We start from the raw sequence: 21,073 nt of genomic DNA, 5'->3' as shown, positions 1-21,073 counted from the left end.
TACCACTGAAAAGAGCGGGTTTCACTGCGTCTTCCGCTGGCGCTGCGGGGCCGATCGCTGCACCAGCTGCGCGAGGTAGGTCTTGAACAGCGCATCGGCCGACTGCTTGAACATGCGGATGCGCCCCGTGTGCTGCATCAGCAGCAGGCCGACGCCGTGCGCGAACAGCGCCGTGTTCTCCTGCTGCGCGAGGTCGGCATCGAGGCCCAGAGCCAGCAGCGCCTCTTCGCAGGGGCGCAGGGCGTCGTAGAGACGGTCGTTCAGCTCGTGGTCGAGCGCGTGCGTCAGTCCACGGGGCCGCATGCCATGCACCAGATAGAAGCCGAGGTCGAGGTCGCGCGGGTTCGCCGCGTAGAAGTCGAACCAGGCCTGGGCCTTGGCGGCCAGGGTCTGGTCGGGACGGCTCTCGGACACCGCCACCTCGGCCACGGCGGCCTGCAGGCGCAGCAGCGACTCGTCGAGCAAGGCCGCGTAGATCGCCTCCTTGCTCTCGAAGTACGAATAGATGGCGCCCGGCGTGTAGCCGGCTTTCCTGGCGATTTCACGGATGCTCGCGCCCTCGATGCCGGCCTCCGCGAACACCGTGCGGGCGGCGTCGAGCACCAGGGCGCGGCGGGCGTCGGTGAGGGTCTGGCGGCGTTGGAGCTTGGCGTGCATAGGCGGGACTATAGCTCTCGACCCGTTCGCCGATCAATTTTTCAAACGTTGATCTAAAAATTGAACAATGTTTAAATCTTCAAGCCAACGGTCAGAAAAAGATCCCCACGAGCCCCTGGAGACAACCCCCATGAATGCCCCGCCTTCCGACGCCCTCTTGATGTCCGGCGCCGACTACCGTGAATCGCTGCGGCGCTACACGCCCACTGTGTTCGTCGACGGTCGCCGCGTTGCCAGCGTGGCCGACGAGCCCGCCTTCCAGCCCGGCATCAACGCCATCGCCCTCACCTACGACCACGCGCTGAAGTCCGGGTACGCGCCGCTCATGACCGCCGTGCAGCACACCAGCGGCAAGCGGGTGAACCGGCTCTCGCACATCAACACCAGTTCGGGCGACCTGCTGAACAAGCTCGAGGCCGTGCGGCTCGTGTGCCAGGAAACCGGCTGCGCCCAGCGCTACCTGACGCACGACGCGCTCAACGCCATCGCCCAGGTGTCGGCGCGCATCGACGACGCGCGCGGCAGCACCGAGCACACGGCCCGCTTTCACGACTACCTGCACCGCATCCAGGACCAGGACCTGACGCTGGGCGTCGCCATGACCGACGCCAAGGGCGACCGCAGCCGACGGCCGCACGAACAGGCGAACGTCGACAGCTACCTGCACGTGGTCGAGCGCAACGCGCGCGGCATCGTCATCTCGGGCACCAAGGCGATCGTGACCGGTGCGCCCTATGTGCACGAACTGCTGGTCATGCCCTGCCGCAACATGGGCAAGGAAGACGCCGACTTCGCCGTCTGCTGCGCCGTGCCGCTCGATGCGCCCGGGCTCACCATCGTCGCGCGGCCGGCCGGGCGCCCCGGCGAGATGCTCGAGCACGGCGACGCCCTCTTCAGCCGCAAGTACGGCCAGAGCACCGGCGTGTGCATGTTCGACCGCGTGTTCGTGCCGTGGGAGCGCGTGTTCTATGCCGGCAACGATGGAACTTGGGAGCACTCGGGCCACCTGACCTACAGCTACGCCACGCACCACCGCCACAGCTGCATCGCGGCCCGCGCCGGCTTCGGTGACCTGCTGATCGGCGCCGGTGCGCTGATGTGCGAAGCCAACGGCTTCGATCCCGGCAAGGAGAGCCACCTGCGCGAGCAGATGGTCGAGCTCATCACCATCACCGAGGGCTTCTTTGCCTGCGGCGTGGCGGCCAGCGTCTACGGCAAGGTCGACGACCACTGCGAGGTCTTCATGCCCGACCCGGTGTTCAGCAACATCGGCAAGCTGCTGCTGGCCACCAAGATCTACGACATGCACCGCATCGCGCACTACGTGAGCGGCGGCCTGATCGTCACCCTGCCCGGCCCGGACGAAGACCACAACCCCGAGACCGCGGCGCGGCTGTCGGACGTGCTGCGCGCCAACCCCGCCATTCCCTACGAACAGCGCATCGAGACAGCCCGCTTCATCGAAGACCTCACGGCCGGTTACCAGGGCGGTTGGTACAGCGTGATCAGCCTGCACGGCGGCGGCTCGCCTGCGGCGATGAAGCAGGAGATCTGGCGCAACTACCCGGTGGGCTCGAAGGTCGAACTGGTCGAGCGTTTGCTCGAACGCGGCATCGCGGCCGACGGCACGCCGGCCGCCGCGCCGCACGACTCGCGCCGCGCCATCACGAAGAACCGCCAGCCCGGCAAGTGCTGCGACACCGGCTGCACCGTGCCGGGACAGCCCGTGATGGTCGATCTGCCGGTCCCGACCCTCGCTCGCCCAGGCGCCTAGACTCCGGCGGATGCAGACCTTGTCCCTCCTGCGCCGCCACCTCGCCCTGCTCTTTGGCGCCGCCTCGCTGCTGCTGCTCGCCGGCTGCGGCGGGTTGCGCGCGGCCGAGGCGCCGATGGCCACCACGCTGGAAAAGAGCAGTTGCGCCCGCAGCGCCGACACGCTGATCGTGCTGCTGCCCGGTGCGTACTCGGCGCCCGAAGAGTTCGTGCGCGAAGGCTTCATCGACGCACTGAACGAAAACCGGCTCGCGGTCGACACGCTGCGCGTCGACGCCCACATGGGCTACTACCGCGACAAGACCATCCTCGACCGGTTGGAGCGGGAGGTGATCGCGCCGGCGCGCCGCCAGGGCTACAAGGCGATCTGGATCGCAGGCATCTCGGTCGGCGGTTTCGGCGGGCTGCTGTACGCCCAGACGCACCCCGGCGACCTTGCCGGCCTGGTCGTGCTGGCGCCTTATCTGGGCGAACGCGTGCTGAGCCAGGACATCGCCAACGCCGGCGGCCTGTCGCGCTGGCGCGGACCACTCGATGCGCCGCCGGACAGCAACCCGCGCACGCCCAGCGAAACGCAGCTTTGGCAATGGCTGCGCGGCTATGTCGGCCACACCCGCACGTTCGGCGACCGACCGCCGCTGTACCTGGGCTACGCGCTCGACGATCGCTTTGCGTTCAGCCACCGGTTGCTGGCCGGGGCGCTGCCGGCGGAACGCGTGGTCACGACCGAGGGCGGGCACGACTGGCCCGAATGGCGGCGGCTCTGGCGCCGCCTGCTGCCGACGCTCCCGTTGCCGGGTTGCCCCGGCTGAGCCGCGAACGATAGATTCTTCAGTTCGGCCGCAGGCGCAGCAACTTGCCGTCGGACTCGTCGGTGAGCACGTAGAGCAGCCCGTCCGGCCCCTGCTTCACATCGCGGATGCGGGCCCGGCCGTCGGCCAGCAACTTGTGCTCGGCGACGACCTTGTCGTCCTTCAGCTCGATGCGGTCGAGATAGCCGAACTTCAGCGAGCCCACGAACAGATTGCCCTTCCAGGCGGCGCCGTAGCGGTCGCTGGTCAGGAAAGCCATGCCGGAGGGCGCGATCGACGGCACCCAGTAATGCAGCGGCTGTTCCATGCCGTCCTTGCGGGTGATGCCCTCGCCGATCTTGCCGCCGCCGTAGTTCTCGCCATAGGTGATCACCGGCCAGCCGTGGTTGATGCCGGCGCGCGGGATGTTGATTTCGTCGCCGCCCTGCGGGCCGTGCTCCGTCATCCAGAAGCGGCCGTCGGGGGCAAGGGCCGCGCCCTGCCCGTTGCGGTGGCCGTAGCTCCAGATCTCGGGCAGCGCGCCCGCCTTGCCGACGAAGGGGTTGTCTTTCGGCACACTGCCGTCCTTGGCGATGCGCACCACCTTGCCGTGGTGGTTGTCGAGCGTCTGCGCGTCTTCCTTGCGGCTGAAGCGATCCCCGAGCGTGAGAAAGAGATGGCCGTCGCGGGTCTCGACGATGCGACAGCCGAAATGCGCGCGGCTCGCGACCTTGGGCTTCTGGCTGAAGATGACCTTCAGCGCTTCCAGCTTCGTGCCGTCGACCGACAGGCGGGCGCGCGCGAGCGCCGTGCTGTTGGTCGATCCGCCCGCCGCGTCGGGTTCCGAATAGCAGAAGTACAGGGTGCGGTTCTGCGCGAAGCCGATGTCGGCCAGCACGTCGAGCAGCCCGCCCTGCCCGCCCGCCGCAACGGGCGGCAGACCCTGGATCGGCGCGCCCAGCCTGCCGTCCGCCGCCACCAGGCGCAGGCGCCCAGGCTTCTCGGTGACCACGAAACGGCCCTCCGGCAGGAAGGCTACGCCCCAAGGGTTCTCAAGACCGGAGGCGACGGTTTCGGTTCGCACCTGCGCCATGGCCGTGACCGCCAGGGTGCAGCCTGCGAGCACCACGAGGCTTCCCAGGGAGCGGCGAAAGGAGAAATTTCGCAAGTTCATGAAGATTTTCTGAATTTAAGGCCATCTTGACAACAAATGGAATGCATATGTCGACTTTTAAGACTTCAAAGTCATATCAGCCGAGTCGTTTACATTCGAATCCTTATGCCGCATAAACGTTCACCGTTACATTTTTTCTTCCGCCGGATCGAAAAAACTCATGTAAATCAATGGTTTACGCACGCATTCAACAATTCAGATTAAATTGACATAACTGCGCGTCATCAATATCCTACGCGCCATGCGTTTTTTCGTCCTACCCGCGTCCCTCCTATTTGCCGTCGCTGTTCATGCGGCCCCTCAACAGGAAAAGACCGATGACGAGCTGGCACGAATGCTGGCCGACAAAGGCATCATCGGGCAGCTCAAGCAGGTTCGCCAAACCGTCACAGAGCGCACTTCCGACTTGGTGGTGACCGCCATCGGTTTCTTGGGCGTCCCCTACCGCCGCGGCGGCAACACCGCAGAATCCGGTTTCGACTGCAGCGGCTTCGTCCGCGCCATGTACAACCAGACGGTGGGCCACATGCTCCCGCGCCGCGCCGAAGAGCAGGCCGCGGCCACCGAGAAGATCGATCGCAGCCAGCTCAAGCCCGGCGACCTCGTGTTCTTCAACACCATGCGCCGCACCTTCAGCCACGTCGGCATCTACGTCGGCGAAGGCAAGTTCATCCACTCGCCCCGCTCCGGCGCCCAGGTCCGTGTGGAAGACATGAACGGCAGCTACTGGCAGCGTCGCTTCGACGGCGCCCGCCGCGTGCTCAGCGGCCAGGGCGACGAGGTCAAGGCTGCGGCCATGGCCAACGCCAGCGACTGATTCGATTTCCCCGAATCCAGGACGAAAAAAATCCCGCAACGGCGGGATTTTTTGTGGGCGCTCGAAAGGCGCGGTGACGCCTTTCGATCAGGCCGCCTTCTTCGCCGGCGGCAGGTCGGTACAGGTGCCGTGCGCCACTTCCGCCGCCATGCCGATGCTTTCGCCCAGCGTCGGGTGCGGATGGATCGTCTTGCCGATGTCGATCTCGTCCGCGCCCATCTCGATGGCCAGCGCGATCTCGCCGATCATGTCGCCGGCATGCGTGCCCACGATGCCGCCGCCCAGGATGCGGTGCGTCTCCGCGTCGAACAGCAGCTTGGTGAAGCCTTCGTCGCGGCCATTGGCGATGGCGCGGCCCGAAGCAGTCCACGGGAAGTGGCCCTTCTTGACCTTGATGCCTTCGGCCTTGGCCTGGTCTTCGGTGAGGCCCACCCACGCCACTTCAGGGTCGGTGTAGGCCACGCTGGGGATCACGCGTGCGTTGAAGGCGGCGCTGGACAGCTCCTTGTCGCCCTTCTGCTCGCCGGCAATCACCTCAGCCGCCACATGCGCCTCATGCACCGCCTTGTGCGCCAGCATGGGCTGGCCCACGATGTCGCCGATGGCGAAGATGTGCGGCACGTTGGTGCGCATCTGGATGTCGACCGGAATGAAGCCGCGGTCGCTCACCGCGATGCCGGCCTTCTCGGCGCCGATCTTCTTGCCGTTCGGACTGCGGCCCACGGCCTGCAGCACGAGGTCGTACACCTGCGGCTCCTTCGGCGCGTTCTCGCCCTCGAAGGTGACCTTGATGCCTTCTTTCGTGGCTTCAGCGCCGACCGTCTTGGTCTTGAGCATGATGTTGTCGAAGCGCGGCGCGTTCATCTTCTGCCAGACCTTCACGAGGTCGCGGTCGGCGCCCTGCATCAGGCCGTCGAGCATTTCGACCACATCGAGGCGCGCACCCAGCGTGGAATACACGGTGCCCATTTCGAGGCCGATGATGCCGCCGCCCAGCACCAGCATGCGCTTGGGATCAGTCCCCATCTCGAGCGCGCCGGTCGAGTCGACCACACGCGGGTCCTTCGGCATGAAGGGCAGGCTCACCGACTGCGAACCGGCCGCGATGATCGCGTTGCGGAACTTGACGGTCTGCTTCTTGCCGGTGGTGTCCCAGCTCGTGCCCGAGGTTTCTTCGACTTCCAGGTGGTACGGGTCGATGAAGTTGCCGACGCCGCGAAGCACCGTCACCTTGCGCATCTTCGCCATGGCCGTGAGGCCGCCGGTGAGCTTGCCCACCACCTTGTTCTTGTGGCCGAGCAGCTTGGCGCGGTCGACCGTGGGCGCGGCGAAGCTCACGCCCAGGTCGGCGAAATGCTTGACCTCGTCCATGACGGAAGCGACGTGCAGCAGCGCCTTCGACGGAATGCAGCCGACGTTCAGGCACACGCCGCCGAGCGTGGCGTAGCGTTCGATCAGCACGACCTTCAGGCCGAGGTCGGCCGCGCGGAAGGCGGCCGAGTAGCCGCCGGGGCCGGCACCGAGCACGACCACGTCGCACTCGACATCGACCTTGCCGCCGTAGCTGGATGTCGCCACGGGCGCCGCCGCGGCCGGAGCCGGTGCAGCCGCCTTGGGCGCGGGGGCAGCTGCCACCGCAGGTGCGGGCGCTGCAGCAGCCGGCGCAGGCGCAGCAGCCCCGTCGACTTCGAGCGTCAGCACCACCGAACCTTGCTTGACCTTGTCGCCGACCTTCACGGCCAGCGACTTCACCACGCCGGCTGCCGAGGACGGAATTTCCATCGAGGCCTTGTCCGACTCGACCGTGATGAGCGACTGCTCGGCCTTGACCGTGTCGCCGACGTTGACCAGCACCTCGATCACCGCGACTTCGTCGAAGTCGCCGATGTCCGGCACCTTGATGTGTTGTTCGCTCATTTGGACACTTTCAGTTTGAGTGTGAGAACGTCGGCCGGCAGGGCCGAATTGCGATCGAATTCGCAGGCGGCGGCGATGCCCGCCTCCGCCACGTCGCGCGCGGTGCGCGACTTGTTGTCATAGGCCGCGTGCATGGCGCCGAGCGCAAAGCTGCGTCCCGAGCCGATGGCCCAGTACTGCTTGAACTCGAACACCTCGCGGTAGCTGTAGATGCCGTAGATGCCGCTCGGGTTGGCCAGCAGCATCGTGAACTGGCTCGACTCGTAGGGCTCGTGCTCGTCTTCCTTGGTCTGCATGAAGAACGAGTCCTTGAGCACCGGATGCAGCATCGTGAAGGTGCGGAAGATCTCGTGCTTGCTGCCGAACAACAGCTTCTCGCGATCCTGCGCAGCCAGCGCGTGCTGCAGCGCCAGGAAGTGCGCCGCGGCGCCGGCCACTGCAAACAGGCTCTGGCCGGCGGCATCCTCGACGGTGAAGATCTTCTGGTTCGCTTCGGCGTTGTGCGACATGCGCGTGTCGCCGAAGGTCACCAGCGAATCCGCCGCCATCGTGACCTGGCCGCCTTTGCGGACGGCCACAACCGTGGTCATAGCAGGATGCGGCGGTAGTCTGCGAGCACTTGCCCCAGGTAGGCGTTGAAACGCGCAGCCAGGGCGCCGTCGATCACGCGGTGGTCGTACGACAGCGACAGCGGCAGCGTGAGACGCGGCACGAACTGCTTGCCGTCCCACACCGGCTTCATCTGGCCCTTGGAGAGGCCGAGGATGGCCACTTCGGGGGCGTTGATGATGGGCGTGAAGTGCGTGCCACCGATGCCGCCGAGCGAGCTGATCGACATGCAACCGCCCTGCATGTCGGCCGAGCCGAGCTTGCCGTCGCGCGCCTTCTTGGCGAGTTCGCCCATCTCGGCGCTGATCTGCAGGATGCCCTTCTTGTCGGCATCTTTCAGCACCGGCACCACGAGCCCGTTGGGCGTGTCGGCCGCGAAGCCGATGTTGTAGTACTGCTTGTAGACGAGCTGGTCGCCGTCGAGGCTGGCGTTGAAGTCGGGGAATTTCTTCAGCGCTGCCACCACCGCCTTGATCACGAAGGCCAGCATCGTGACCTTGATGCCCGACTTCTCGTTCTCCTTGTTGGTGGAGACGCGGAAGGCTTCGAGCTCGGTGATGTCGGCTTCGTCGTTGTTGGTGACGTGCGGGATCATCACCCAGTTGCGGTGCAGGTTCGCGCCGCTGAGCTTCTTGATGCGCGACAGGTCCTTGCGCTCCACGGCGCCAAACTTCGTGAAGTCGACCTTGGGCCACGGAATGAGGCCCAGTGCCGCGCCGTCGCCACCACCTGCCGGCGCCTTGGCCGCCGAGGCCTTGGTGCTGGCCGCGCCGCTCATCACGGCCTTGGTGAAGTTCTGGACGTCGTCCTGCGTGATGCGGCCCTTGAGGCCGGAACCCTTGACCTCCTCGAGCGGCACGCCGAGTTCGCGCGCGAACTTGCGCACCGAGGGCGAAGCGTGCGGCAGGCTGCCGGTGGGGGCCGACGTGGGCTGGTGGGCCGGCGCAGCCGTTGCCGGTGCGGCGGCCGCCGGCGCTGGTGCGCTGGCGGTTGCAGCGGCGGGCGCGGCGGCCGCGGCCTGTGCCGGCGCGGGCGCCGATGCGGGCGCGGGGGCAGCACCTGCGGCGCCTTCGAGCACCGCGATCAGGTCGCCGATGTTGACGGTGTCGCCCACCTTGACCTTGAGTTCCTTCAGCACGCCGGCGCCCGACGACGGGATTTCCATCGAGGCCTTGTCCGACTCGACCGTGATCAGCGACTGCTCGGCGGCGATGGTGTCACCCACCTTCACGAGCAGTTCGATGACCGCGACGTCCTTGAAGTCGCCGATGTCCGGCACCTTGATCTCCACCGGGCCCGATGCAGCAGCCGGTGCGGCTGCTGCGGGGGCAGGCGCTGCAGCCGCCGGAGCGGGTGCAGCTGCAGCAGGCGCAGCGGCCGGTGCCGGGGCGGCGGCAGCCGCGCCCTCGGCTTCGACCACCAGCACCACCGAGCCTTGCTTGACCTTGTCGCCCACGGCGATCTTGATTTCCTTGACCACACCGGCCGTGGACGACGGGATTTCCATCGACGCCTTGTCCGATTCGACCGTGATGAGCGACTGCTCGGCCTTGACCGTGTCGCCCACCTTCACGAGCACCTCGATCACCGCGACTTCATCGAAGTCGCCGATGTCGGGCACTTTCACTTCCACTGCTGCCATATCGTTGTCTCCCGCCGTCAGGCGCCGTTCGTTCGTTGGTTGTTGATGTTCAAGCGTAGAGCGGGTTGACCTTGTCGACATTGATGCCGTACTTCTTGATCGCTTCCACCACCTTGGCCACCGGCACGGTGCCATCTTCGCTCAGCGCCTTGAGCGCAGCCACCACGATGTAGTGACGATTGATTTCAAAGTGCTCGCGCAGCTTGGCGCGGAAGTCGCTGCGACCGAAACCGTCGGTGCCCAACACCTTGTAGGTGCGGCCCTTCGGCACGAACGGACGGATCTGCTCGGCGTAGGCCTTCATGTAGTCGGTCGACGCGACCACCGGGCCGGTCGTGGCACCGAGCTGCTCGGCCACGAAGGGCACGCGCGGCGTCTGGTCGGGGTGCAGCAGGTTCCAGCGGTCGGCGTCCTGGCCGTCGCGGGTCAGCTCGTTGAAGCTCGGGCAGCTCCACACCGAAGCCGACACGCCCCACTCTTTCTCGAGCAGCTCTTGCGCGGCAAAGCTCTCGCGCAGGATGGTGCCGCTGCCCAGCAGTTGCACGGTCGGCGCTTCTTTCGCGCCCTTGGCGGCCTTGACCACCGGCCCCTGCTTGGACAGGTACATGCCCTTGATGATCTGCTCTTCGGTGCCGGGCTGGAGGCCGGGCATCGCGTAGTTTTCGTTGAGCAGCGTCAGGTAGTAGTAGACGTTGTCCTGCTTCTCGACCATGCGCTTCAAGCCGTGGTGCAGGATCACGCCGACTTCGTGCGCGAAGGTCGGGTCGTAGCTCACGCAGTTCGGGATGGTGTTGGCCAGGATGTGGCTGTGACCGTCTTCGTGCTGCAGGCCTTCGCCGTTCAGCGTGGTGCGTCCCGAGGTGCCGCCCAGCAGGAAGCCGCGGGCCTGCATGTCGCCGGCCGCCCAGGCCAGGTCGCCGATGCGCTGGAAGCCAAACATCGAGTAGTACACGTAGAACGGCACCATGATGCGGTTGTTGGTGCTGTACGACGTGGCCGCCGCGATCCAGCTGGACATGCCGCCGGCTTCGTTGATGCCCTCTTGCAGGATCTGGCCGGCCTTGTCTTCCTTGTAGTACATGACCTGGTCTTTATCGACCGGGGTGTACTGCTGACCGTGCGGGTTGTAGATGCCGATCTGGCGGAACAGGCCTTCCATGCCGAAGGTGCGGGCTTCGTCCACCAGGATGGGCACGACGCGCGGGCCCAGGGCCTTGTCGCGCAGCAGCTGCGTGAGAAAGCGCACGTAGGCTTGCGTGGTCGATATCTCGCGGCCTTCGGCCGTGGGCTCCATCACCGACTTGAAGACGTCGAGCGAGGGCACCGTGAAGCTCTCGTCGGCCTTGGTGCGACGGTGCGGCAGGTAGCCGCCGAGGGCCTTGCGGCGCTCGTGCAGGTAGCGCATTTCGGGCGTGTCGTCGGCCGGCTTGTAGAACGGCAGCTCGGCGATCTGGCTGTCGGGAATCGGAATGTTGAAGCGGTCGCGGAAGGCCTTGATGTCCTCGTCGCCGAGCTTCTTGGTCTGGTGGACCGTGTTCTTGCCTTCACCGATCTTGCCCATGCCGAAACCCTTGACGGTCTTGACGAGCAGCACGGTGGGCTGGCGCTTGTGGTTCTGGGCCGCGTGGAAGGCGGCGTACACCTTCTGCGAGTCGTGGCCGCCGCGCTGCAGGTTCCAGACCTCGTCGTCGGTCAGGTGCTCGACCATCTTCAGCGTGCGCGGGTCGCGGCCGAAGAAGTGCTTGCGCACGTAGGCGCCGTCGTTGGCCTTGAACGACTGGTAGTCGCCGTCGTTGCACTCCATCATGATCTTGCGCAGCGCGCCGTCATGGTCCTTCTCGAGCAGAGCGTCCCAGCCCTTGCCCCAGATCAGCTTGATGACGTTCCAGTTGGCGCCGCGGAACTCGCCTTCGAGTTCCTGGATGATCTTGCCGTTGCCGCGCACCGGGCCGTCCAGGCGCTGCAGGTTGCAGTTGATGACGAAGATCAGGTTGTCGAGGTTCTCGCGCGCGGCCAGGCCGATGGCGCCGAGCGATTCGACTTCGTCCATTTCGCCGTCGCCGCAGAACACCCATACCTTGCGGTTCTCGGTGTTGGCGATGCCGCGGGCGTGCAGGTACTTCAGGAAGCGCGCCTGGTAGATCGCCATCAGCGGGCCCAGGCCCATCGACACCGTGGGGAACTGCCAGAACTCGGGCATCAGCTTGGGATGCGGGTAGCTCGACAGGCCCTTGCCGTCGACTTCCTGGCGGAAGTTGAGCAGTTGGTCTTCGGAGAGGCGGCCTTCCAGGTAGGCGCGGGCGTAGATGCCGGGCGACACGTGGCCCTGGATGTACAGCAGGTCGCCACCGTGGTTTTCGCTCTCGGCGCGCCAGAAGTGGTTGAAGCCGGCGCCGAACATGCTGGCCAGCGAAGCAAAGGAGCCGATGTGACCGCCGAGGTCACCGCCTTCGGGCGGGTGGATGCGGTTGGCCTTGACCACCATCGCCATGGCGTTCCAGCGCATGTAGGCGCGCAGGCGTTGTTCGATCTCGAGGTTGCCGGGGCTGCGAGCCTCCACGCCGGGCTCGATGGTGTTCACGTAGCCGGTGTTGGCCGAGAACGGCATGTCGACGCTGTTCTGGCGCGCATGTTCGAGCAGTTGTTCGAGCAGGAAGTGCGCCCGCTCGGGCCCCTCGCTCTGGATGACGGAAGACAGCGCATCCATCCATTCACGCGTTTCCTGGGCGTCCGCATCGTTTGCGGCCGAGCCGAACAGGTTCTCGGGATTTGCCGACATGCTTGTCTCTCCTTTTAGGGCTGTGGCTGTAATTTAGTGCGCTGGGCACCGAGCGCGCCGGAGTTTCGCATAGAAGTTTCCCTATTTCAAATAGTGCTTGTTGATTTCTTATTATGAAATATCAATGAAGCACGTCTCTGGCAGGGCCTCTTCGCCGGGAGGGCCATCCCCTAAACTCCGCCCATGCCCCTTTCCTCCCCGCTCGCGGTCGCCCGCAGTGCCGTCAAAGCCTCGCCGCTCTCCTGGTGGCGCACGTGGTGGCGCAAGCAGACGCCCGTGCTGCAGGACGCCGTCGCAATGCTCGCGCCGATGGCGGCCGTGCTGTTGTTTCTCGCGGCCATCGTGTCCGCGTTCTGGTACCTGCGTACTGAAGAAGTCGAGCGCGAACAGGAGTCGGTGCGGCGCGACGTCGAGTACGCGCAGCAACGCATGCGCCTGCGTTTGCTGGAGCGGCAGGAGCAGCTGATGCGCATCGCGCGCGATGCCTCGAACCGCGAGATCGACCCGGTCGAATTCACGAGCCGTGCCGAATCGCTGGTGAGCCAGTTCCCCGAACTGCAAACCATCAGCTGGATCGACGACCGCCGCCGCTTCAAGGCCGGCTACGCGGCGCCCAGCGTGCATCCCGCGCAACAGCACCTGATCGGCGACGTGCTGCGCCCCGGCGACATCGAGAGCAACTACGCGCTGGCGCGCGAGCTGCGCCAGCCGGTGTACTCCCAACCCGTGGCCGGCGGCGAGCCCGCCGCGATGCTGCAGCTGCACATTCCGCTGTTCGACCAGGGCCTGTTCGCGGGCGTCGTGCTCGGCGAGTTCTCCATCGACGGCCTGCTGCGCTACGGCATGCCTTCCGAGGTGCAGGCGCGCTACGCCGTCTCGCTGCTCGACGCCAAGGGCAACGTGATCGCCGGCAACACCACGCCGCTGAAGAACAGCGGCACCCGCCTGCTGCCCTGGACCGAAGCCACCAACGAATACGAAGTGCCGGTGTCGCCCGTGGGCAATGCGCTGATGCTGCGTGCGCAGGCCTACCGCACCTCGCAGGGCGTGGTGGGCAACGGCCTCTTCTGGCTCGTGTGCGCCCTCAGCGTGATGACCAGCTGGATGCTGATCGGCACCTGGCGCCACACGCGGCGCCGACTGCAGGCGCAGCAGCGGCTGGTGGCCGAAACCAACTTCCGCCGCGCGATGGAAAACTCCATGCTGACCGGCATGCGCGTGCTCGATCTGCAAGGCCGCATCACCTACGTGAACGCCGCGTTCTGCGCCATGACGGGCTGGAGCGAAGACGAGCTGGTCGGCCAGACGCCGCCCTTCCCATACTGGCTCGAATCCGACCGCGAGGTGATGAACGAGCGCCTCGAAGAAGAACTGCACGGCCGCGCCCTGCCCGGCGGCTTCCAGGTGCGCGTGAAGCGCAAGAACGGCAGCGTCTTCAATGCGCGCCTGTATGTGTCGCCGCTGATCGATGCGCGCGGCCACCAGACCGGCTGGATGACGTCGATGACCGACATCACCGAGCCGACGCGCATCCGCGAGCAGCTGTCCGCCTCGTACGAACGCTTCACCACCGTGCTCGAAGCGCTCGACGCCGCCGTGTCGGTGGCGCCCATCGGCAGCGAAGAACTGCTGTTCGCCAACAAGCTGTACCGCCTGTGGTTCGGCTCCGACACCGTGGGCCACCTGGGCATGGTGGCGCAGGCTGGCGTGCCGCCGTCGAATGCGCACGACGAGGGCCTGGACGACGTCGACCCCTACGCCGGCCTGCCGATCGACACACTCACCGCCGCCCAGACCGCGAACAACGAAATCTTCGTGCCGCACCTGGGCAAGTGGCTCGAGGTGCGCTCGCGCTACCTGACCTGGGTCGACGGGCGTTTGGCGCAACTGGTGATCGCCACCGACATCACGCCGCGCCGCGACGCCGAAGAGCAAGCCGCCGCGCAGGCCGACAAGGCCCAGGCCGCGAGCCGCCTGATCACCATGGGTGAGATGGCTTCGAGCGTGGCACACGAGCTCAACCAGCCGCTCACCGCCATCGCCAACTACTGCAACGGGATGATGTCGCGCATCAAGGGGCAGACGATCGACAACGACGCCCTGCTTGCCGCACTCGAGAAAACCTCGAAGCAGGCGCAGCGCGCGGGCCAGATCATCCAGCGCATCCGCTCCTTCGTGAAGCGCAGCGAACCCAACCGCACGCCGGCCGACGTCGCCACCATGGTGAGCGAGGCGGTCGAACTCGCGGGCATCGAGCTGCGCCGGCGCAACGTGCGCCTGAACCACTACGTGGCCGCGCGGCTGCCGGTGGTGCGCGTCGACCCGATCCTCATCGAACAGGTGATGGTCAACCTGCTGAAGAACGCGGCCGAATCCATCGACATCGCCGACCGCCCGCTGGCGCGCCGCAGCGTCGAGCTGCGCGTGCTGCCCAAGGTGATCGAGGGGCAGAATGCCATCGAGTTCTCGGTGCAGGACACGGGCAAGGGCCTCTCGCCAGAAGTGATGGACCGGCTCTACGAGGCCTTCTTCTCCACCAAGCCCGAAGGCATGGGCATCGGGCTCAATTTGTGCCGCACCATCGTCGAGTCGCACCGCGGCCGGATGCAGGCAGAGAACATCTACAATGGCCCGGATGTGATCGGATGCCGTTTTTCCTTCTGGATTCCGGTGTTGGACGCTATCAGTTCCGTAGCAAGCGACGAGGCAAAGGTACCTGCATGAGTTTGATTCCGAAGAAGGGCACGGTCTATGTCGTCGATGACGACGAAGCCGTCCGCGATTCACTGCAATGGCTGCTCGAAGGCAAGGACTACAGAGTCCGCTGTTTCGAGTCCGCCGAATCCTTTCTCTCCCGATACGACCCGCGCGAAGTCGCCTGTCTGATCGTCGATATCCGCATGGCCGGCATGACCGGCCTCGAATTGCAGGATCGACTGATCGAACGGCGTTCTCCGTTGCCGATCGTGGTCATCACCGGCCACGGCGACGTGCCGATGGCGGTCGACAGCATGAAGAAGGGCGCCATGGATTTCATCCAGAAGCCCTTCAACGACGAAGAACTCGTGTCGTTGGTCGAGCGCATGCTCGAGCACGCACGCGGCGCCTTCACGCAGCACCAGCAGTCGGCCAGCCGCGACGCGCTGCTGTCCAAGCTCACGGGCCGCGAGGCACAGGTGCTCGAGCGCATCGTTGCCGGCCGTCTGAACAAGCAGATCGCCGACGACCTGGGCATCAGCATCAAGACGGTGGAGGCGCACCGCGCCAACATCATGGAAAAGCTCAACGCCAACACCGTGGCCGATCTGCTCAAGATTGCGCTCGGGCAAGCGGCCCCAGCCGCCAAGGCCTCCTGAGCTGCAGCTATCCCTCCGATAGCCACGCACCTTCCCCACGCCTGCGCAAGCGGGCGTTTTTACTTGGAAAATCAAAACCGATGACCGCCCAACTGATCGACGGCAACGCCCTCGCCAAAACCATCCGCGCCGAGGTGTCCGGCCGCACCGCTGCGTTGAAGGCCCGCGGCGTGAACCCGGCCTTGTCCATCATCCTGGTGGGCAGCGATCCGGCGAGTCAGGTCTATACCAAGCACAAGGTCAACGACAGCACCGAAACCGGCCTGCAGGCCACGCTCGAGACCTACCCCGCCGACTTCAGCGAGGCCGATCTGCTGGCGCGCATCCGTGCCCTCAACGACGACCCGACGGTGCACGGCATCCTGGTGCAGCTGCCACTGCCGAAGCACATGGACAGCCAGAAGGTCATCGAGACCATCTCGCCCGCCAAGGACGTCGACGGCTTCCACGTGGCCAGCGCCGGCGCGCTGATGACCGGCGCCCCGGGCTTCTGGCCCTGCACGCCGCACGGCTGCATGAAGATGCTCGAATCGATCGGCTACGACCTGCGCGGCAAGCACGCCGTGGTCATCGGCCGCAGCAACATCGTCGGCAAGCCGATGGCCATGATGCTGCTCGCCCAAAGCGCCACCGTGACCATCTGCCACAGCGCCACCCAAGACCTGGGCGCGATCACGCGCCAGGCCGACGTGATCGTCGCCGCCGTGGGCAAGCTCGACCTGCTGACGGCCGGCATGGTCAAGCCCGGCGCGGTCGTCATCGACGTGGGCATGAACCGCAAGGCGGACGGCAAGCTGGCCGGCGACGTCGATTTCGACGGCGTGAAGGAAGTGGCCGGCTGGATCACCCCCGTGCCCGGCGGCGTCGGCCCGATGACGCGCGCCATGCTTTTGGTCAACACCCTTGAAGCGGCCGAACGCGCCGCCAAGTAATTTCCATGGCCATGACGAACAACCCCCTCCTCGACTTCACCGACCTCCCGCTGTTCGACCGCATCCAGCCCGAACATGTGTCGCCCGCGGTCGACACGCTGCTGGCCGAGGCCGAGGCTGCGCTGCAAACGGTGACGGCACCCGAATTCCCGGCCGACTGGCTCGCGATCTCCAAGGTGCTCGACGTGGCCTCCGAACGCTTCAGCCGCGCCTGGGGCGCCGTCGGCCACCTCAACGCCGTGGCCGACACGCCCGAGCTGCGCGCCGCCTACAACGAGGCCATGCCGCGCGTGACCGCCTTCTGGACCCGCCTGGGTTCCGATGAGCGCCTGTACGCCAAGTACAAGGCCATCGATCCGGCCACGCTCAACCCCGAGCAGCGCCAGGCGCACAAGAACGCCGTGCGCAACTTCGTGCTCGGCGGCGCCGAGCTGCAGGGCGACGCCAAGCAGCGCTTTGCCGACATCCAGGAACGCCAGGCCGAGCTGAGCCAGAAGTTCAGCGAGAACGCACTCGACGCCACCGACGCCTTCGCGCACTACGCGCAGCTGGGTGAACTCGACGGCGTGCCCGAAGACGTGGTGAGCGCCGCGCGCTCGGCTGCCGAGGCCGAAGGCAAGCAAGGCTACAAGCTCACGCTCAAGATGCCGTGCTACCTGCCGGTGATGCAGTTCGCCAAGAGTAGCGCGCTGCGCGAAACGCTTTACCGCGCCTACGTCACGCGCGCCAGCGAACTCGGCGATCCGAAGTTCGACAACACCGCGCTCATCACCGAGATCCTCGCGCTGCGCGAAGAAGAATCGAAGCTGCTGGGCTACAAGAATTTCGGCGAGCTCTCGGTCGTGCCCAAGATGGCCGAATCGCCCGAGCAGGTCGTCAAGTTCCTGCGCGACCTCGCCGCCAAGGCCAAGCCCTACGGCGAGCGCGACCTGGCCGATCTGCGCGCCTTTGCTTCCGAGCAACTGAACCTCGTTGATCCGCAAGCCTGGGACTGGACCTACGTCGGCGAGAAGCTCAAGGAAGCGCGCTACGCCTTCAGCGAGCAGGAGGTGAAGCAGTACTTCCCGGCGCCGAAGGTGATGGCGGGCCTGTTCAAGATCGTCGAGACGCTGTTCGAAGTGTCGATCCGTCGCGACAGCGCCCCCACCTGGCACCCGAGCGTCGAGTTCTACCGCATCGAACGCGCTGGCCAGAAGGTCGGCCAGTTCTACCTCGACCCCTCCGCCCGCGCCGCCAAGCGCGGCGGCGCCTGGATGGACGACGTGCGCGCCCGCTGGCTGCGCCCCGACGACGGCGTGCTGCAGACGCCGGTCGCGCAGCTGGTCTGCAACTTCGCCAGCGGCGTCGACGGCAAGCCGCCGCTGCTCACGCACGACGACGTGACCACCCTCTTCCATGAGTTCGGTCACGGCCTGCACCACATGCTCACGCAGGTGAACGAGCGCGACGTGTCGGGCATCAGCGGCGTCGAGTGGGACGCGGTCGAGCTGCCGAGCCAGTTCATGGAGAACTTCTGCTGGGAGTGGGACGTGCTCACCCACATGACGGCCCACGTCGACACCGGCGAGCCGCTGCCGCGCGCGCTGTTCGACAAGATGACCGCCGCCAAGAACTTCCAGAGCGGCCTGCAGACGCTGCGCCAGATCGAGTTCTCGCTGTTCGACATGCTGCTGCACACCGAACACCAGGCCGCCGCCGCCCCGACGGGCGCCGTGATGGCCCTGCTCGGCCAGGTGCGCGCCGAAGTGGCCGTGATGCCCTCGCCGCCGTTCAGCCGCACGCCGAACACCTTCAGCCACATCTTCTCGGGCGGCTACGCGGCCGGCTACTACAGCTACAAGTGGGCCGAGGTGCTGAGCGCCGACGCCTACGCGGCCTTCGAGGAAACCGTGGGCGCCAACGGCGAGCCGAACATCGAGACCGGCCGCAAGTACCGCCAGGCCATCCTCGAGGCCGGCGGCAGCCGCAGCGCCATGGATTCGTTCAAGGCGTTCCGGGGCCGCGAGCCGCAGCTTGATGCGCTGCTGCGACATCAGGGCATGGCTCAGGCCCAGCCAGCTTGATACGGCGCGGAAGCTTGCGATACTCGGGAGGATGTATCCGACTTTTTACAAACTCCCCTCGCGTCGCCTGATCGGCCTGGCCGTCTTGCTGCTCTCGGCGGCTGCCAGCGTGCTGGCGCAGCCGGTCTACCGCCAAGTCGACAAGAACGGCAAGGTCACGTTTTCGGATCAGCCCCCCGTCGTCACCAACGCGCCGACAGGCGGGCCGCAACCGGCCGGCGTCAATGCACCGACCAACAGCGGGCTTCCGTATGAACTGCGTCAGGTGGCCCAGCGCTACCCCGTCACGCTGTACAGCGGCGAAAGCTGCGGGCCCTGCAACGAGGCGCGCACGCTGCTCACCACGCGCGGCGTTCCCTTCGAGGAACGCACCATCAAGAGCAACGAAGACGTCGAGGCCCTGCAGCGCCTGAGCGGACAGAACGCGCTGCCGCTGCTGACGGTCGGGTCGCAGCAGCTCAAGGGCTTCTCAGATGTGGAATGGTCGCGCTACCTCGATGCGGCCGGCTACCCCAAGAGCAACAGCCTGCCCGCCGGCTATCGCCCGCCCGCCACGCGACCGCTCGTCGCGCAGCAAGCCCCGGCGGCGGCAGCGCCCCGTGCGGCCGACACGCCGCTGCAGCCCCCGACCCCCGCGCCGGCTCCGCCTTCGAACGCACCGGGCCCGAGCAACCCGGCCGGCATCAAGTTCTAAAAAATGACGGGGCCTTGGCCCCCGTTTTGCATCGCCGCCGGTCAGCCGGCGAACTGCATCGTCTTCACGCCCGACGCCGTGCCCAGCAGGCACACGTCGGCCTTCTGATGGGCGAAGACCCCCACCGTCACCACGCCGGGCCACTGGCTCACTTCGGACTCGAAGGCGCGCGGGTCGGTGATCCGCAGGCCGGTCACGTCGACGATGTGCTGGCCGTTGTCGGTCACCAGCGGCAGGCCGTCTTTCTCGCGCACCTGGGCAATGCCGCCCAGGCTGGCGAACTGGCGCATCACGCGGCGCACCGCCATCGGAATCACTTCCACCGGCAGCGGAAAGTCGCCGAGCGTCTCGACCAGCTTGGAAGCGTCGGCAATGCAGACGAAGCGCTTCGACTGCGCCGCGACGATCTTCTCGCGCGTCAGCGCCGCGCCGCCGCCCTTCACCATGAAGCCCTGGTGGTCGATCTCGTCGGCGCCGTCGATGTAGACGGCCAGTTCTTCCACCTCGTTGCTGTCGAACACCGGGATGCCCAGCGCGCGCAGGCGCTCGGTGGACGCGACCGAACTGGAGACGGCGCCCTTGATCTCGTCCTTGATCGTGGCCAGCGCGTCGATGAACTTGTTGACCGTGGAGCCGGTGCCCACGCCGACGATCTCGCCCTTGACCACGTAGGCCAGCGCGGCAAGGCCGACCTGGGCCTTGAGTTCATCCTGGGAAAGAGGGCTTGGGGAGGTGGGTGCGGTCATCGCGGAGAATCCTTGGCTCATTGAAGTCGAGAATTATCCGATGCCCCTGCTGCTGCCCTCTTCGCTCTATGGCCTGGCCCGCCCTTTTCTGTTCGGTTTCGATCCCGAGCACGCCCATGAAATCACCCTCGACGGGCTGGCCCGCACCCAGAACACGCCGTTGGCCTGCGCCTACGCGGCGACGCGCGTCGAAGACCCCATCCAGCTCGCGGGCCTGAATTTCCCCAACCGCGTCGGTCTGGCCGCCGGGCTGGACAAGAACGCACGCTGCATCGACGCCTTCGCGGCCATGGGCTTCGGCTTCGTCGAGGTCGGCACGGTCACGCCCAAGGGCCAGCCGGGCAACCCGAAGCCGCGCATGTTCCGCCTGCCGCAGCGCGACGCGCTGATCAACCGGCTCGGCTTCAACAACGAAGGGCTCGACGCCTTCCTGGCCAACGTGCAGAAGGCGCGCTTCCGCAAGCAGGCGGGCGGCAGCAAGTCGCCCATGCTGCTGGGCCTGAACATCGGCAAGAACGCGGCCACGCCGATCGAACGCGCGGTCGACGACTACCTGGCCTGCCTGGACGGTGTCTACCCGCACGCGGACTACGTGACGATCAACATCTCCAGCCCCAACACGGCCAACCTGCGCTCGCTGCAGAGCGACGAAGCCCTCGACGCCCTGCTGGGCGCCGTGGCCGAGCGGCGCGAAGCGCTGGCCACGCACCACGGCAAGCGCGCGCCGCTGTTCGTGAAGATCGCACCCGATCTCGACGACGCCCAGGTCGCGGTGATCGCCGCCACGCTGCAGCGCCACGGCATGGACGGCGTGATCGCCACCAACACCACGCTCGCGCGCGACGCGGTGGCGGGCCTGCCGCATGCGCAGGAAGCCGGCGGCCTCTCGGGCGCACCGGTGCGCGAAGCCAGCAACCGGGTGATCGCGCAACTGCGCGCTGCCCTGGGCAAAGGCTTTCCGATCATCGGGGTGGGCGGCATCCTGAGTGCGGCGGATGCCAAGGCCAAGATCGCCGCGGGCGCGGACGTGGTGCAGATCTACACCGGCCTGATCTATCGCGGCCCCGGGCTGGTCCGCGAAACGGCCCAGGCGCTGCAGCAGGATCGCCGCAAGGCCTGAGCC

Annotated in this window: 16 protein-coding genes; 9 read left to right on the top strand and 7 right to left on the bottom strand. The window is 66.4% G+C overall.

The annotated features are described in order from the left end of the window. Positions 1 to 21 precede the first annotated feature (21 nt). On the bottom strand, positions 22 to 657 hold the full coding sequence (locus GFK26_RS22150; protein ID WP_153283886.1) for a TetR/AcrR family transcriptional regulator: 636 nt from the start codon (positions 655 to 657) through the stop codon (positions 22 to 24). A gap of 130 nt (positions 658 to 787) precedes the next feature. On the opposite strand from GFK26_RS22150, the gene GFK26_RS22145 reads away from it, so the two are divergent. Together GFK26_RS22145 and GFK26_RS22140 are read left to right on the top strand one after the other, a co-directional pair. Further along, complete coding sequence (locus GFK26_RS22145) at positions 788 to 2,431, top strand: 4-hydroxyphenylacetate 3-hydroxylase family protein (protein ID WP_153283885.1); 1,644 nt, start codon at positions 788 to 790, stop codon at positions 2,429 to 2,431. A gap of 19 nt (positions 2,432 to 2,450) precedes the next feature. Continuing rightward, the gene (locus GFK26_RS22140) at positions 2,451 to 3,242 is read left to right on the top strand and encodes an alpha/beta fold hydrolase (protein WP_228121741.1); all 792 of its coding nucleotides are present in this window, start codon (positions 2,451 to 2,453) and stop codon (positions 3,240 to 3,242) included. A 19-nt stretch (positions 3,243 to 3,261) separates the two neighbouring features. On the opposite strand, the gene GFK26_RS22135 is transcribed toward GFK26_RS22140, so the two are convergent. Then, positions 3,262 to 4,395: a PQQ-dependent sugar dehydrogenase gene (locus GFK26_RS22135; RefSeq protein WP_153283883.1), complete on the bottom strand. Its 1,134-nt coding sequence runs from the start codon at positions 4,393 to 4,395 to the stop codon at positions 3,262 to 3,264. A 241-nt stretch (positions 4,396 to 4,636) separates the two neighbouring features. On the opposite strand from GFK26_RS22135, the gene GFK26_RS22130 reads away from it, so the two are divergent. Further along, positions 4,637 to 5,212, top strand: a complete 576-nt coding sequence (locus GFK26_RS22130) for a C40 family peptidase (RefSeq protein ID WP_153283882.1) — start codon at positions 4,637 to 4,639, stop codon at positions 5,210 to 5,212. An 87-nt stretch (positions 5,213 to 5,299) separates the two neighbouring features. Here the strand turns inward: GFK26_RS22130 and lpdA are convergent, their stop codons facing one another. The 4 genes from lpdA to aceE are packed head-to-tail and all read right to left on the bottom strand — an operon-like array spanning position 5,300 to position 12,159. Beyond that, a complete protein-coding gene (gene lpdA / locus GFK26_RS22125; protein WP_153283881.1) occupies positions 5,300 to 7,129 on the bottom strand; it encodes a dihydrolipoyl dehydrogenase in 1,830 nt (609 codons plus the stop codon). Beyond that, positions 7,126 to 7,719: an MFS transporter gene (locus GFK26_RS22120; protein ID WP_153283880.1), complete on the bottom strand. Its 594-nt coding sequence runs from the start codon at positions 7,717 to 7,719 to the stop codon at positions 7,126 to 7,128. Before GFK26_RS22120 ends, lpdA begins: the two co-directional genes overlap by 4 nt. Continuing rightward, positions 7,716 to 9,380, bottom strand: a complete 1,665-nt coding sequence (aceF, locus tag GFK26_RS22115; protein ID WP_153283879.1) for a dihydrolipoyllysine-residue acetyltransferase — start codon at positions 9,378 to 9,380, stop codon at positions 7,716 to 7,718. Before aceF ends, GFK26_RS22120 begins: the two co-directional genes overlap by 4 nt. 49 nt (positions 9,381 to 9,429) lie before the next feature. After that, positions 9,430 to 12,159 carry a pyruvate dehydrogenase (acetyl-transferring), homodimeric type gene (gene aceE, locus GFK26_RS22110; RefSeq protein ID WP_153283878.1) on the bottom strand — a complete coding sequence of 910 codons (2,730 nt, stop codon included), beginning with the start codon at positions 12,157 to 12,159 and terminating at the stop codon, positions 9,430 to 9,432. A 183-nt stretch (positions 12,160 to 12,342) separates the two neighbouring features. Here aceE and GFK26_RS22105 point away from each other — a divergent pair, with 183 nt between their 5' ends. From GFK26_RS22105 to GFK26_RS22085, 5 genes are all read left to right on the top strand, one after another. Next, on the top strand, positions 12,343 to 14,883 hold the full coding sequence (locus GFK26_RS22105; RefSeq protein WP_099790120.1) for a PAS domain S-box protein: 2,541 nt from the start codon (positions 12,343 to 12,345) through the stop codon (positions 14,881 to 14,883). Beyond that, the gene (locus tag GFK26_RS22100; RefSeq protein ID WP_056580071.1) at positions 14,880 to 15,515 is read left to right on the top strand and encodes a response regulator transcription factor; all 636 of its coding nucleotides are present in this window, start codon (positions 14,880 to 14,882) and stop codon (positions 15,513 to 15,515) included. Before GFK26_RS22105 ends, GFK26_RS22100 begins: the two co-directional genes overlap by 4 nt. Before the next feature lie 80 nt (positions 15,516 to 15,595). Next, positions 15,596 to 16,447, top strand: a complete 852-nt coding sequence (gene folD / locus GFK26_RS22095; RefSeq protein WP_153283877.1) for a bifunctional methylenetetrahydrofolate dehydrogenase/methenyltetrahydrofolate cyclohydrolase FolD — start codon at positions 15,596 to 15,598, stop codon at positions 16,445 to 16,447. 5 nt (positions 16,448 to 16,452) lie between these two features. Further along, complete coding sequence (locus tag GFK26_RS22090) at positions 16,453 to 18,510, top strand: M3 family metallopeptidase (protein WP_153283876.1); 2,058 nt, start codon at positions 16,453 to 16,455, stop codon at positions 18,508 to 18,510. A gap of 31 nt (positions 18,511 to 18,541) precedes the next feature. Continuing rightward, complete coding sequence (locus GFK26_RS22085; protein ID WP_153283875.1) at positions 18,542 to 19,204, top strand: glutaredoxin domain-containing protein; 663 nt, start codon at positions 18,542 to 18,544, stop codon at positions 19,202 to 19,204. A gap of 41 nt (positions 19,205 to 19,245) precedes the next feature. On the opposite strand, the gene rpiA is transcribed toward GFK26_RS22085, so the two are convergent. After that, a complete protein-coding gene (gene rpiA, locus GFK26_RS22080; protein ID WP_153283874.1) occupies positions 19,246 to 19,950 on the bottom strand; it encodes a ribose-5-phosphate isomerase RpiA in 705 nt (234 codons plus the stop codon). A gap of 40 nt (positions 19,951 to 19,990) precedes the next feature. Between rpiA and GFK26_RS22075 the strand changes: the two genes are divergently transcribed. Next, a complete protein-coding gene (locus GFK26_RS22075; RefSeq protein ID WP_153283873.1) occupies positions 19,991 to 21,070 on the top strand; it encodes a quinone-dependent dihydroorotate dehydrogenase in 1,080 nt (359 codons plus the stop codon). The last annotated feature ends 3 nt before the right edge of the window (positions 21,071 to 21,073 follow it).

It is taken from the genome of Variovorax paradoxus (assembly GCF_009498455.1).
In the GTDB taxonomy this organism is placed as follows: Bacteria; Pseudomonadota; Gammaproteobacteria; order Burkholderiales; family Burkholderiaceae_C; genus Variovorax; species Variovorax paradoxus_H.
Note: the sequence above shows the minus strand (reverse complement) of the source record. Positions and strands in the feature narration are given on the sequence as shown.

Bases quoted from the DNA above. Each gene is read 5' to 3' on its own strand.
- GFK26_RS22150 (WP_153283886.1), bottom strand. From the start codon at position 657: ATGCACGCCAAGCTCCAACGCCGCCAGACCCTCACCGACGCCCGCCGC.
- GFK26_RS22145 (WP_153283885.1), top strand. From the start codon at position 788: ATGAATGCCCCGCCTTCCGACGCCCTCTTGATGTCCGGCGCCGACTAC.
- GFK26_RS22135 (WP_153283883.1), bottom strand. From the start codon at position 4,395: ATGAACTTGCGAAATTTCTCCTTTCGCCGCTCCCTGGGAAGCCTCGTG.
- GFK26_RS22130 (WP_153283882.1), top strand. From the start codon at position 4,637: ATGCGTTTTTTCGTCCTACCCGCGTCCCTCCTATTTGCCGTCGCTGTT.
- lpdA (WP_153283881.1), bottom strand. From the start codon at position 7,129: ATGAGCGAACAACACATCAAGGTGCCGGACATCGGCGACTTCGACGAA.
- GFK26_RS22120 (WP_153283880.1), bottom strand. From the start codon at position 7,719: ATGACCACGGTTGTGGCCGTCCGCAAAGGCGGCCAGGTCACGATGGCG.
- aceF (WP_153283879.1), bottom strand. From the start codon at position 9,380: ATGGCAGCAGTGGAAGTGAAAGTGCCCGACATCGGCGACTTCGATGAA.
- aceE (WP_153283878.1), bottom strand. From the start codon at position 12,159: ATGTCGGCAAATCCCGAGAACCTGTTCGGCTCGGCCGCAAACGATGCG.
- GFK26_RS22105 (WP_099790120.1), top strand. From the start codon at position 12,343: ATGCCCCTTTCCTCCCCGCTCGCGGTCGCCCGCAGTGCCGTCAAAGCC.
- GFK26_RS22100 (WP_056580071.1), top strand. From the start codon at position 14,880: ATGAGTTTGATTCCGAAGAAGGGCACGGTCTATGTCGTCGATGACGAC.
- folD (WP_153283877.1), top strand. From the start codon at position 15,596: ATGACCGCCCAACTGATCGACGGCAACGCCCTCGCCAAAACCATCCGC.
- GFK26_RS22090 (WP_153283876.1), top strand. From the start codon at position 16,453: ATGGCCATGACGAACAACCCCCTCCTCGACTTCACCGACCTCCCGCTG.
- GFK26_RS22085 (WP_153283875.1), top strand. From the start codon at position 18,542: ATGTATCCGACTTTTTACAAACTCCCCTCGCGTCGCCTGATCGGCCTG.
- rpiA (WP_153283874.1), bottom strand. From the start codon at position 19,950: ATGACCGCACCCACCTCCCCAAGCCCTCTTTCCCAGGATGAACTCAAG.
- GFK26_RS22075 (WP_153283873.1), top strand. From the start codon at position 19,991: ATGCCCCTGCTGCTGCCCTCTTCGCTCTATGGCCTGGCCCGCCCTTTT.